The organism is Hymenobacter sp. DG25A, assembly GCF_001280305.1.
Classification (GTDB): Bacteria; Bacteroidota; Bacteroidia; order Cytophagales; family Hymenobacteraceae; genus Hymenobacter.
Genome location: NZ_CP012623.1, coordinates 1,604,422 through 1,616,644 on the forward strand (window position 1 = coordinate 1,604,422; position 12,223 = coordinate 1,616,644).

General features: G+C 58.4%; 10 protein-coding genes. 3 read left to right on the plus strand and 7 right to left on the minus strand.

The genetic code is table 11. The features are described from left to right. Positions 1 to 180 precede the first annotated feature (180 nt). The 6 genes from AM218_RS06965 to dnaG form a co-directional block, all read right to left on the minus strand. Positions 181 to 1,395, minus strand: coding sequence for a bifunctional 3,4-dihydroxy-2-butanone-4-phosphate synthase/GTP cyclohydrolase II (locus AM218_RS06965; RefSeq protein WP_054415372.1), 1,215 nt, complete (start codon positions 1,393 to 1,395; stop codon positions 181 to 183). A gap of 131 nt (positions 1,396 to 1,526) precedes the next feature. Next, entirely contained in the window at positions 1,527 to 2,330 is an 804-nt protein-coding gene (proC, locus tag AM218_RS06970; protein WP_054415373.1) for a pyrroline-5-carboxylate reductase, read from the minus strand. 130 nt (positions 2,331 to 2,460) lie between these two features. After that, a complete protein-coding gene (locus tag AM218_RS06975; protein ID WP_054413109.1) occupies positions 2,461 to 3,660 on the minus strand; it encodes a glycosyltransferase in 1,200 nt (399 codons plus the stop codon). After that, positions 3,657 to 4,868, minus strand: coding sequence for a glycosyltransferase family 4 protein (locus AM218_RS06980; RefSeq protein ID WP_157547565.1), 1,212 nt, complete (start codon positions 4,866 to 4,868; stop codon positions 3,657 to 3,659). Before AM218_RS06980 ends, AM218_RS06975 begins: the two co-directional genes overlap by 4 nt. A gap of 77 nt (positions 4,869 to 4,945) precedes the next feature. Then, complete coding sequence (locus tag AM218_RS06985; RefSeq protein WP_054413113.1) at positions 4,946 to 6,007, minus strand: potassium channel family protein; 1,062 nt, start codon at positions 6,005 to 6,007, stop codon at positions 4,946 to 4,948. 26 nt (positions 6,008 to 6,033) lie between these two features. Further along, on the minus strand, positions 6,034 to 8,094 hold the full coding sequence (dnaG, locus tag AM218_RS06990) for a DNA primase (RefSeq protein ID WP_231717563.1): 2,061 nt from the start codon (positions 8,092 to 8,094) through the stop codon (positions 6,034 to 6,036). Between the two features lie 149 nt (positions 8,095 to 8,243). Here dnaG and AM218_RS06995 point away from each other — a divergent pair, with 149 nt between their 5' ends. Together AM218_RS06995 and AM218_RS07000 are read left to right on the plus strand one after the other, a co-directional pair. Continuing rightward, positions 8,244 to 9,347, plus strand: a complete 1,104-nt coding sequence (locus tag AM218_RS06995; protein WP_054413116.1) for an Mrp/NBP35 family ATP-binding protein — start codon at positions 8,244 to 8,246, stop codon at positions 9,345 to 9,347. 151 nt (positions 9,348 to 9,498) lie between these two features. Then, the gene (locus AM218_RS07000) at positions 9,499 to 9,795 is read left to right on the plus strand and encodes a NifU family protein (RefSeq protein ID WP_054413118.1); all 297 of its coding nucleotides are present in this window, start codon (positions 9,499 to 9,501) and stop codon (positions 9,793 to 9,795) included. An 84-nt stretch (positions 9,796 to 9,879) separates the two neighbouring features. Here AM218_RS07000 and AM218_RS07005 read toward each other — a convergent pair whose 3' ends face one another. Next, positions 9,880 to 10,455, minus strand: a complete 576-nt coding sequence (locus AM218_RS07005) for a DUF4256 domain-containing protein (RefSeq protein ID WP_054413120.1) — start codon at positions 10,453 to 10,455, stop codon at positions 9,880 to 9,882. A gap of 258 nt (positions 10,456 to 10,713) precedes the next feature. Between AM218_RS07005 and fahA the strand changes: the two genes are divergently transcribed. After that, on the plus strand, positions 10,714 to 12,000 hold the full coding sequence (fahA, locus tag AM218_RS07010; protein WP_197274034.1) for a fumarylacetoacetase: 1,287 nt from the start codon (positions 10,714 to 10,716) through the stop codon (positions 11,998 to 12,000). Positions 12,001 to 12,223: the final 223 nt, after the last annotated feature.

Here is a 12,223-nt window from a genome sequence, read left to right on the forward strand (position 1 = left end):
AAATATTAATTTTGCTTTGAAGCAACATTTCAAGCATTCCTGAAAAACAACCAGAACCCAACAAAAAAGCCACCCCGTGCAGGAGTGGCCTTTTTTTGTTGGATTAGCTAGTAGAAGTTGCACCAGCGAGACAGGAAGAAACCTGCTGGTTTCCGGGCCTCACCGGCGGTTGATTAACGGCTAAGCCGGACGCAGCTTGCTGAGAATGGTATGGCCCAGCTTATCGCGCTTGGTGGTGAGGTAGCTTTGGTTATGCACATTGGGCTCAATTTCAATAGCCACAGTATCTACTATTTCTAGGCCGTAGCCGATGAGGCCGGTGCGCTTGCGAGGGTTGTTGGTGAGCAGGTGCATTTTGCTGATGCCCAGGTCGCGCAGGATTTGCGCGCCCACGCCGTAGTCGCGCTCATCCATCCCAAAGCCCAGCTCAATGTTGGCTTCCACGGTGTCGCGGCCCTGCTCCTGCAACTTGTAGGCCTTCAGCTTGTTGAGCAGGCCAATGCCGCGGCCCTCCTGGTTCATATACACCAATACGCCTTTGCCGGCCTTTTCAATCTGCTGCATGGCATGGTGCAGCTGGGGGCCGCAGTCGCAACGGCAGGAGCCGAAGATGTCGCCGGTAACGCAGCTGGAGTGCACGCGCACCAGCACCGGCTCGCCGGGGGTCAGGTCGCCTTTCACCAAGGCCAGGTGCTGGGCCCCGTTAGAGCGCTGGGTGTAGGCATACAGGTCAAAATCGCCCCATTCGGTGGGCAGTTGCACCGATATTTCGCGGGTGATGAGGCTTTCTTTCTCCAGGCGGTACTTGATGAGGTCCTGCACCGAAATCAGCTTCAGGTCCCACTTTTTCGCTACTTCCCGCAGCTCGGGCAGGCGGGCCATTTCGCCGTCTTCCTTCAGAATCTCTACCAGCACGCCGGCGGGCTCAAACCCGGCCAGACGGGCCAGGTCTATGGCCGCCTCAGTGTGGCCGGCGCGGCGCAGCACGCCTTCTTTGCGGGCTTTGAGAGGGAAAATATGGCCGGGTTTACCCAGCTCCTCGGGCTTGGTATCTGGGTCGATGAGGGCGAGGATGGTTTTGCTGCGGTCGGAGGCAGAAATACCGGTGGTAACGCCGTTCTTCAGCAGGTCAATGGAAACCGTGAAGGGCGTGGCGTGCAGGGCCGTGTTGCGGCCTACCATCAACTCCAGACCCAGCTGCTCACAACGGTCTTCCAGCAGCGGGGCGCACACCAGGCCGCGGCCGTGGGTGGCCATGAAGTTCACAATTTCGGGAGTGGCGCAGCGGGCGGCACAGATAAAGTCGCCTTCGTTTTCGCGGTCCTCGTCGTCTACTACAATCACCACTTTACCGGCGCGGATGTCGGCAATGGCATCTTCAATCGAATCAAGCATACTGGCTGTGTTGGGCGGGAAAAAGAAAGGCACGCCCGGCATGTAAACCGCAACGGCGGCGCGAAGTTACGCCTCTGGCCGCAGCCGGCCCAAGGTTGGTTTATTTTCGTAGCTGCGGGGCAGCGGGGCGGCTATTCGGCGGCCAGCTCCGTGGCCCGCTGCCGGGCCGCCTGGATGCCGGCAATCAGGGTTTCGGTGAGGTTTCCCTGGGCAAAGCGGCGCAGGGCGGCCTCGGTAGTGCCGCCTTTGGAAGCCACGTTGGCAATCAGCTCATCCAGGTTTTTCTCCGAGTTATTGAGCAAATGGTAGGAGCCCAGCATGGTCTGCTTTACCAGCAGGGCCGCCACCGACTCGGAAAAACCCATCTGCCGGCCGGCTTCTATCATGCCCTTCACCAGAAAATAAAAGTAAGCCGGGCCGCTGCCGCTCAGGGCCGTCACGGCATCCAGCAGGCTTTCATCTTCCAGAAAAATTGACCGCCCGGTGGCATTCAGCAGATTTTCTATCTGATGCAGGCGCAGGCGCTCTACTTCCGGCGCTGCCGAGAAGCCCGTGATGCCCATACCCAGCAAAGCGGGAGTATTGGGCATGGCGCGCAGCACCTGGGCGTGGCCCAGCTCCCGCTGCAGGCGGGCAATGGGAATGCCGGCCATAATGGAAAGTACCACCTGTTCCGGCCGCAATATGGCCGCCAGCTCCCCGGCCATGGCACCAAAATCCTGAGGCTTTATGGCAATCAGAACTACGTCGCAGGTGCTGACCTGGGCATCCAGCAGGCCGGTGGATAAGGCCGGATGGGCCTGACGCAACAGGTGGCAGTGAGCGGCGTGGCGGCCAATGAGGAGCAGGTCCTGCGGCTCCACCAGGTTGTAGTGCAGAAAGGATTTGGCAAAGGCCAGCCCCATGTTGCCGCACCCCACAATAGCAATCCGCAGTTGTTTCATGTTGGATGGTCAGATTTTAGTTTTAGCGGCCTGTTCAGGGCCAGGAAGGATTCTGCATGAACCCTACACTATGAAGCAGGAACAATCAGAAGCCAGCAAATAGCTACAAACCGCCGGAAAACTACCTGGTGGCCTGCTGAAAGCGTTGGGTGGGTTGCCACACAGTGGTTTTGATGCCGCGCATAAAGCGCCAGAACCCAACCAGCAAGGCCGCATTCATGCTGTAAAAATGCGTAATAAAGCGCAGTAGCCGGTTGTGCTGCCCGGCTTTGCGCAGCACCCAGTCCAGCACCATCAGCAGCGGCAGGCCAAGCTGGCCCAGCAGCGTTAGCTGATAAAACCAGCCGGCGCCCTGCGCTACCAGCACCCCGTTGGCCACCAGCATCAGAAGCAGCAGCAAGGGCGTGAACCAGCGCAGCACCTTGTGCGACCAGAAGGCATACGCCCGCCCCGACCACAGCGGCCAGAGCAGCCCCCGGAACACCCGCAGGTTCTGAAAATTGCCGGCCGAGATGCGCGCCTTGCGCCGGAATTCTTCCGGCAGCCGGTCTGATACATCTTCGTAGCACACAGCCTGCAGTTCATTAATGGCCTGGTAGCCCGCACGCAGCACCGCAAGGGATATGTAGAAGTCGTCGACGAGGAAGTGGGCCGGGGCAGGTTGGTAGGCAGCGCGGCGCACGGCAAAGCAGCCCCCAAAGGCACCTATCATAGCGCCCCACACCACGCCTTCCTGGTACTTAATAAGGTTTTCGCGCTCCAGGTACGCTTTTTCCTGACCCGAAATACCTTCTTCTCGGTGCTCAGGGTTCAGGATATTGCCGCCCACCAGGCCAATAGCCGGGTTATAGAAATGCCTGACCAGCTGGTAGAGCGTATCGGGGGCAAAAAACACGTTGGCATCGGTAAGAACCAGCACCGGGGCGGTGGCTTCTTGGGAAAGCGCCTCCATAACGCCGGGTTTGCCGGTGCGCTGCGAAAAAGGCCGGAACCGGATTTGCGGGTATTCCTGCTGCAGGCGCGCCACCAAGGCCGGGGTCCGGTCAGTAGAGTTATCGGAGCCGATGTAAAAGGTGAGCCGGTCCAGCGGGTAGGTGGTGGCAAAGGTGGAGTGGATTTTCTCCTCAATGACCTGCTCCTCGTTGTGCACGGCCAGCAGGATGTCTACGGCGGGCAGGTCAGCAGCATCAGCCGCAAATACCTGCGCATTTTGCCGGCGCCCCCGGGCCTGCCGCGCCAGCAGCCAGGGAAACAGCACGTAGGTATGCGCTACCAGCAGCAGACTCAGCCAGAAAACCACAGCGGCCACGGTGCTGATCATGCCGGCTGCAGGCTTAGCGAGCGGTACAGCTCCTCGAACCGCTCAATAATGCGGCGGTTGTCGTAGAGGCGGTGGGCGGTGGCAGTGGCCTCCTCGCCCATCTTATCGTGGCATAAATCTCCGTGATAATACCGCTCAATGCGCTCTACCCATTCTTCCGGGTCGTCGCAGAGAATGATGTCTTTGTTGTTCTGGCAGTAAATGCCTTCGGAGCCCACGCCGGTGCTGAGAATGCACTTGCCCAGGGCCATTCCTTCAATGATTTTGACCCGCATGCCGCCCCCGGAAAGAAGCGGCACCAGCATCAGCTCATACTGCTGCATAAACTCGGCGGCGGATTCTACAAAGCCATGCACCACCACCCGGGACAAACTTAGCTGCTGGTAGCGCTCGGGCATGTCTTTGCCCGCCAGGTGCAGCTCCAGGTCGGGCAGCCGGTCGGTAATGCGCGGCCACACCTGACTCAGAAACCAATCCAGTCCCTCCTGGTTGGGCAGCCAGTTCAGGGAGCTGATCATGAACAGCGTGCGCGGCCGGGCATGGATGGCCTTATTGCGCTGGAAACGCTGCAGATCTACGCCGGCCGGGATAAACGCAATGGGCTCCGGGCAGCGAAGCTCCCGCAGGCGGCGCTGGTCGGGCTCGGTAATGGCCGCAATGGCATCAAAGCGGGGCAGATACGTTTGCTCAAAGCGGCGCAGACCGGCCGCCAGGTGGCTCAGGTACCAGCGCTTGGCCGGGTTGGTTTCCCGGCTGGCCAGCATCTCCCAGATGCCGTGCTCCAGGTTGTGCGCCCGCAGCACCACGGGCACCGTGGGGGCCGCTGACCGCACCTCATCCACGTACCAGGCCACAAACGTGCCTTCTATCTGAACGATATCAAAGGACTCCGAGAGCAGCAGCTGGCGCAAAGCTGCCGTGTAAGCCGGGCTGATAAACCGCTCCACATTATAGGGCACCTGCCCGAAAGCCAGGTTGCGCAGCGCTTTCCAGGGCGAGAGGCGGGTATCTACCGGCACGGTGCGGAGCCGCACCCCGGGCAGGTGCTCCAGCACGTGGCCGGGCTGGAAATGCTTGGGCGTATTTATGGCCAGCACCGTTACCTCGTGGCCGGCACGGGCCAAGCCGGCCGCCACATCATACATGGCAATAGCGCCCCCATCATGCGGCGGAAACGGAACACGCGGACAGAGTTGCAGAATGCGCACAGAGTCAAGCAGCTAGCAAAAATATCGAAACCTAAGCTGCTGCAAAGCTACACTTCCCGTCGCAAGTAGCGCCGGGCTTAGGGCAGAAACTGCTGCTCCAGCAGCTTAATCTGAGTTTCCGTTCCCAGCAGCAGCAGCACGTCGCCGGGGCCGGGGCGCAGGTCGGCGCTGGGGCTCACCACAAACTCCCCGGAGCTGAGCTTCAGGCCGATAACCGTAGCGCCGCTGCGGGAGCGAATATCCAGCTCCCGGATGCTTTTGCCCTGAAACTCCCGGCGCACGCCCGCATAGCGCAGCTCTTCCAGGCGCAGCTTATCGGGCCCCAGGCCCGATATCATCTCCAGAAACCGGATTACCTCGGGGCGCACCACCAGGTTGGCCATGTGCGAGCCACCTATTTCATCGGGCATCACCACGGAGTCGGCGCCGGCGCGCAATAGCTTGGCCTCGCTGGATTTCAGGCTGGCGCGGGCAATAATCTTGATTTTGGGGTTCAGCTCCCGGGCCGTGAGGGCCACAAATACGTTGTCGGAGTCTTTGGGCAGGGCCGTGATAAGGGCCGCGGCGCGCTCAATTCCGGCCGCCAGCAGGGTTTCATCGGAGGTAGCATCGCCAAACACGGCCGGCACCTCCCCCATACCAGCCTCCAGCCGGTCACGCATCAGCTTCTGATTTTGCTCAATTACCACCACGCGGGCGCCGTTGCTACGCAGCTCATGGTAGGCTTTGCTGCCGTTGCGGCCAAAGCCGCACACAATCACGTGCCCGCTGAAACGGCGGATTTCCTGGTCGGTTTTGAACATATGGAAGATGTTACGCAGCTCGCCGTCGAAGATATAAGTAGTGAGGACCGACACCAGGTAGGCCACTACCAGCAAGTTGAAAAAGATATAAAACGAGACAAACAGGCGCCCACTCTGATCCATGCTATGCAGCTCGCCAAAGCCTACCGTAGACACGGTAATCATGGTCATGTAAAAGGCATCGAACAGATTGTAGCCGCCAAAGTACATGAACCCGCTCACGCCGGTACACAGGCTAATGCCCGTAACGACCAGCGCTATGATAAACCGGCTCAGGTTGGCCCGCTTCCAGACGGAAGGCGGCACCGGCGAATATTGGATTTGGTTTAAGCGCACGGAGCTAAGTTAGGTGCATGGCGCTTCTATGCAATGTTGCGCGGAATAACGGTGCCTAAATGGGCGGCCAGCTCATTGTCCAAGCGCTTGTAAAGCATGAGGTTTTCCAGAATCCGGTCTACGGCGGCGGGGTCCTGAGTCAGGCGCAGCTCCAGCTGCAGCTTATTCAGCTCACGCTGCACCACTTCCTTTTTCAGGCGCAAAATGGCATTGTCGCAGGCCTGCTGAATGAGGTCCAGCTCGCGCGGCACGTGTATCTGGTGGGTGGTCCAGTTGGGGCTGAGCTCGTGCTTTTCGGTGGCCAGGTCACCAATGAGGGCGCGGATATCGGAGCGGTGGTGTTGAATGAGGTTGCGCACCTCAGGCCAGCGGCCCTGCTCCATTTCCTGCTGGCACCAGTGCAGCACATCGGCGTAGAGCGGGGTGCGCAGCGGAGTTTCTTCCAGCTGGGCTATCAGGTACTGGGCCACGGCTACATCCTCGGAGAGGGGCTGGGGCGCGTAGAGTACCAGCAGGCGCACAATCTCCCGCTCACAGGTTTGCAGCACGTCACCAATGGGTTCCAGCTCGTCGCGGCCGGGCGTGGCGGCGCTGCCTAGCTCGTCGGGCGTGGCGCCGTACATCAGCGCCTCGGCTTCTTCCTCCGGCGAAAGGGCCCGTTGTGTGGCAGCCGGTGGCTGCTGCCCTAACCCCGTGGGCGCGCTGCCCGGCGAAGGCACGGCTTTCTGGGTGGCATTCTTGACCAGCTTGTTGTATTCGGTGATGAGCACCTGCTCATCAATGCCGAAGGTGTTGCTGGTTTGCTGCAAAAACACCTGCCGTTTAATAGGGTCAGGCACTTTGGCAATGCTTTGCAGCACTTCCCGAATGGCTTCGGCCTTCTTCACCGGGTCGTGGGCTGCTTCTTTGGCTACCAACTTGGTTTTGAAGGTGATGAAGTCCTGGCTGGCGGTTTCCAGGTGTTCTTTAAAGCGCTGGTCGCCAACTTTGCGGATGTAGCTGTCGGGGTCGTCGCCGTCCGGGAACAGCACCACGCGCACGTTCAGGCCGCCTTCCAGCAGCATGTCAATCCCGCGCAGGGAGGCCCGGATGCCGGCTGCGTCGCCGTCATACAGTACCGTTACGTTATCGGAATAGCGCTTAATCAGGCGGATCTGGCCTTCGGTGAGGGAAGTACCCGAGGAGGCCACCACGTTTTTGATGCCGCCCTGGTGCAGGCTCAGCACATCCAGGTAGCCCTCTACCAGGTAGCACTGCTCCTCGGTGCGAATGGCCTGCCGGCTCTGGTACAGGCCGTAGAGCACATCCGACTTATGGTAGATTTCCGACTCCGGCGAGTTGAGGTACTTGGCCGTCTTATCGTTGGCCTTGAGCGTGCGCGCCCCAAAACCCACCACGCGCCCCGAAACGTTGTGAATCGGGAACATCACGCGGCCCCGGAACCGGTCGTAGCGGCGTCCGGTGTCTTTGCCCTGCTCGTCTTCCTTAACGATGGTGAGGCCGGTTTTCTCAAGATATTTCTTGTCGTAGCCGTCCCGCTCGGCGGCTTTCAGCAGGTCGTCCCAGAGGTCGAGGGAGTAGCCCAGCTCAAACGTCTGAATGGTATTCTGGTTCAGGCCGCGCTGGCGCAGGTAGCTCAGGCCAATGCTCTGGCCTTCCTCGTGGTGCAGCAGCAGCTTGTGGTAGTGGTCCTTAGCCCAGTTGGAGACAATAAACTGGGAGTCTTTGTCGTTCTGGGCCAGCTGCTGCTCGGGGGTTTTTTCTTCCTCCTGAACATCAATACCGTACTTTTTTGCCAGGTATTTCAGGGCCTCCACGTAGCTGGTGCCCTCAATATCCATGATAAACTGAATGACGCCCCCCGCCTTGCCGCAGCCAAAGCACTTATACAGGCCCTTGGCCGGCGCTACCGAAAAGCTCGGCGACTTTTCGTGGTGAAACGGGCAGCAGGCCCACATATTCTGACCTTTCCGCTTCAGGGAAACGAAGTCGCCGACGACTTCTACGATGTCGGCGTGGTGCAGAATCTGGTCAATGGTTTCTTTGGGGATGCGGGCCAAGGGAATGCGGGGCAACAGGTGGTACAAGCTGGACGGCGAAGGTACGATGATAACAGAGGGATTGGGATTTTGCCCCCTGCCTTCCCCGAAAATTTACCCCTGCGCCTTTTGCAAACCACCGCCCGCATTTCCGGGTTATCTTTGCACTCCGCATTCGTATTTCCTTTCTGAATATAATGGCTACGATAACCAAAGAAGACGTCCTAAAAGCCCTCAGCTACGTGGAAGAGCCCGATCTGGGCAAAGACCTCGTCACGCTGAACATGATTGAGGACGTGGCAATTGAAGGCAAAACGGTTTCCTTCACGGTGGTGCTCACCACCCCCGCCTGCCCCCTGAAAGAGCTGATTCACAATGCATGCGTGCGCGCCATTCATACCATGGTGGACAAAGAGGCCGACGTAAAAATCAGCATGACCTCCCGGGTGACCAGCATGCGCCAGAACCGCGACCTGCTGCCTGGCGTGAAGAATATCATTGCCATTGCCTCCGGTAAAGGCGGCGTGGGCAAAAGCACCGTTACAGCTAATCTTGCCATTGCGCTGGCCAAAACCGGCGCCAAAGTGGGCCTGGTAGACGCCGATATTTCCGGCCCCAGCATGCCGCTGATGTTTGGCGTGGAAGATGCCCGCCCCCACGTGTACCAGTCGCCGGAAGGCAAAAACCTGATTCAGCCCATTGAGAAGTTTGGGGTGAAGCTGATGAGCATTGGCTTCCTGGCCCCGGCTGAGTCGGCTATTGTGTGGCGCGGCCCCATGGCCTCGTCGGCGCTGAAGCAGTTTATCACGGAAGTAGACTGGGGCGAGCTGGACTACCTGCTCCTGGACATGCCTCCCGGAACCTCCGACATTCACCTGACCATGGTGCAGACCGTGCCCGTAACCGGCGCGCTCATTGTAACCACCCCGCAGAAAGTGGCCCTGGCCGATGCCGAGAAAGGCATGCAGATGTTCCGCCTGCCCCAGATTAACGTGCCCATTCTGGGCATAGTGGAGAATATGGCCTGGTTTACCCCCGCCGAGTTGCCCGAAAACAAGTACTTCATCTTTGGGGAAGGTGGCGGCCAGCGCCTGGCCGATAAGCACCAGGTACCGCTTCTGGGCCACATTCCGCTGGTGCAAAGCATCCGCGAGAATGGCGACCAGGGCACCCCGGCTATTCTGGAGCCTGGCACCCCTTCGGCCGAGGTGTTTGCCCAGCTGGCCGAAGAGCTGGCCCGGCAGGTATCCATCCGCAACGCCATTGCGCCGCGCACGCAGATAGTGGAAATGAAGGCCTAGCCTGTCGCGCTGCCGCATAGGCAGCACGGCGGCAACTTTGCTGCCGCGCTGTTTGTTGCTCACTTACTCTGCCCAAAGCCTTACCTTTACGTACGCTTCCGCTGCTTATTCCTCTGTTTTGATTTCTCCCGCAGCGTTACCTTTTTTATCTATGAGCTATTCTCCTGCCGTAGTCGACCATCCCCTCCTGCCGCGCATCGAACAGGCCCTGGATACCATCCGTCCTTACCTGGCGGCCGATGGCGGCAATGTGCGCATCCTCAACATCACCGATGATATGGTGCTGCAGCTGGAGCTGATGGGCGCGTGCGGCACCTGCCCCATGTCGCCGATGACGCTGAAAGCCGGCGTGGAAGAATCGGTGAAGAAAGCCGTACCGGAAATTCGGTCGGTAGAAGCCATTAATACCACGCCTATGCAGGAGCAGCCCGCCGGTCAGGTGCGCTAGTTTCCTTTTTGCTTTTAGGCGCCAAGCCCCGCTTTTACCGGTTTCGGTGAGAGCGGGGCTTGGTGTTTTATAATTTTTTAATAGTTAAACTCTTAAAGAGCCTCGAAATGCCCGGCCCCCATAGTAAGATTGTGCTCCATTGTGATACATGAATACAGTGCCATAGCGGAATTCAGCAAAGAGGGCACCGCCGAGTTTTCTAATCTCCGAAGGTGTTTGCAGCCAGCTCGATGTTTTTGTATCAAAATTTCCAGTTTTCTGCAGCTCCCGATACTGCACTTCAGTTAAAAGCTCAATGCCCATGGCAGCAGCCATATCAATAGCGTTGTTTTCTGGTTTGTGCTCTTTTCTTGAGTCCAGACCTGCCTGGTCGTAACAAATACTCCTGCGACCATTAGGGCTTTCCGTTGAACAGTCATAAAAGATATATTCTCCTGACTTTTCATCCTGGCCCACAACGTCCGGTTCACCTCCAGTGTTTTCCATCTGCTGGAGTGACCATATTTTTTCAGTCTGGGCTAGCAGTCGCGCTTCTATGTTGGCCCATTTGAGCCCTTTATGACGGTTTATGTTTTTCTCAAAACGGGCTTTCAATGCCCCGAGAATTTCTTCGCGTTGTTCTAAGGATAGCTCCGTTTTATTGCCTTTAATTTTGCCCATGCTTTGATATTATCTCAGTTAAACAGAAAGCTAAGCAAAGAATTTCCGCTGTCACTTTAAGCTTGAATAGCGGGAATCTTTCTAGTGCTAGTATAATATCCGTTAGTGAAACTCGCACACCAGTAACCGTTATAAATTTCAGCCTGGGCGGCTCAATGTAGTAGCCGTAACTTGACTAACCTAACCAACACTACAACCGGCTCCCATTCATCATTTGGCAGCTTACCCTACATTTGTGGCCAACCTATTCTCCCCGCTATGGCCAACCCGAACGACACGACCCTGCATTCCTGGATTGATATTCCGCCCCACAGCGACTTCCCGATTCAGAACCTGCCGTTTGGCGTGTTTGAAACGGATGAGCGCGGCACCCGCGTGGGCGTGGCCATTGGAGAGTACGTGCTGGACTTGTATGCCGTAGCGCAGTATGGGTTTTTCGATGATCTGGGCCTGGGGGCAGCGCAGCCCAAAGTATTCCGGCGGCGCACGCTCAATGCCTTTATTCGCCTGGGCCAGCCCGTGTGGCGGGCCGTGCGCCAGCGCATCAGCGAGCTATTGCGGCACGATAACCCCACCCTGCGCGATAATGAGGAGGCCATGCGCAACTGCCTGCTGCGCCAGCGCGAAGTGCGTATGCTGCGCCCCATCAAGCCCCATAATTACACCGATTTTTACAGCAGCATTGAGCATGCCACCAATGTGGGCACCATGTTCCGGGACCCAGCCAACGCCCTGCTGCCCAACTGGCGCCATATTCCTATTGGCTACCACGGCCGCACCAGCAGCATTGTAGTCAGTGGCACGCCCATCCGCCGGCCCAACGGCCAGCGCAAAGCCCCCGATGCCGTGGCTCCTACCTTCGGCCCCTCCCAGCAGTTGGATTTTGAGCTGGAAGTGGCCTTTGTAGTAGGCGACGGCACTACCATGGGCGAAACCATTCCGGTAGCCGAAGCCGAAGACCACATCTTTGGCCTACTGCTGTTCAACGACTGGAGCGCCCGCGACATTCAGAGCTGGGAATACGTGCCCCTGGGCCCGTTTCTGGGCAAGAACTTCGGCAGCAGCGTATCGCCGTGGGTGGTAACCATGGATGCGCTGGAACCCTTCCGCGTGAGTGGCCCCGAACAGAAGCCCCAGCCCCTGCCCTACCTGCAGCTCGATGGCGACCATAATTTCGATATTCAGCTGGAAGTACTGCTGCAGCCCAAAGACGGCCCTGAAACCGTTATCTGCCATTCCAACTTCCGGTACATGTACTGGAACATGGCCCAGCAGCTGGCCCACCACGCCAGCAACGGCTGCCCCATCGAGGTAGGCGACCTGTACGCCTCCGGTACCATCAGCGGCGCCACCCCCGATTCTTATGGCTCTATGCTGGAGCTTTCCTGGCGCGGCACCAAGCCTCTGCACCTCCCCGATGGCTCGGAGCGCAAGTTCCTCCAGGACGGCGACACAGTAATTATGCGAGGCTACGCCAAAAAAGACGGCCTGCGCATCGGCTTCGGCGAAGTGCGCGGCACGGTACTACCAGCCCCGGCATTGTAGCCCCCCAAATCCCTTCAAGACAGGGCATTACCCTGTTCACCCTGCGTCATGCAGAGGCAGGTCGAAGCATCTCGCGTGCTGAGGTTGCTGGAAAAAGGCAGTCATGTTAAAAAAAAGAACGTCATGCTGAGCGCAGTCGAAGCATCTCGCTAGTGTGGTAAATAGTTAGCACTACAACATAAGCACGCGAGATGCTTCGGCTGCGCTCAGCATGACGGTTATG

Coding starts and splice junctions, on each gene's coding strand:
- AM218_RS06965 (WP_054415372.1), bottom strand. CDS start 1,395: ATGCTTGATTCGATTGAAGATGCCATTGCCGACATCCGCGCCGGTAAA.
- AM218_RS06975 (WP_054413109.1), bottom strand. CDS start 3,660: ATGATCAGCACCGTGGCCGCTGTGGTTTTCTGGCTGAGTCTGCTGCTG.
- AM218_RS06995 (WP_054413116.1), top strand. CDS start 8,244: ATGGCTACGATAACCAAAGAAGACGTCCTAAAAGCCCTCAGCTACGTG.
- AM218_RS07000 (WP_054413118.1), top strand. CDS start 9,499: ATGAGCTATTCTCCTGCCGTAGTCGACCATCCCCTCCTGCCGCGCATC.
- AM218_RS07005 (WP_054413120.1), bottom strand. CDS start 10,455: ATGGGCAAAATTAAAGGCAATAAAACGGAGCTATCCTTAGAACAACGC.
- fahA (WP_197274034.1), top strand. CDS start 10,714: ATGGCCAACCCGAACGACACGACCCTGCATTCCTGGATTGATATTCCG.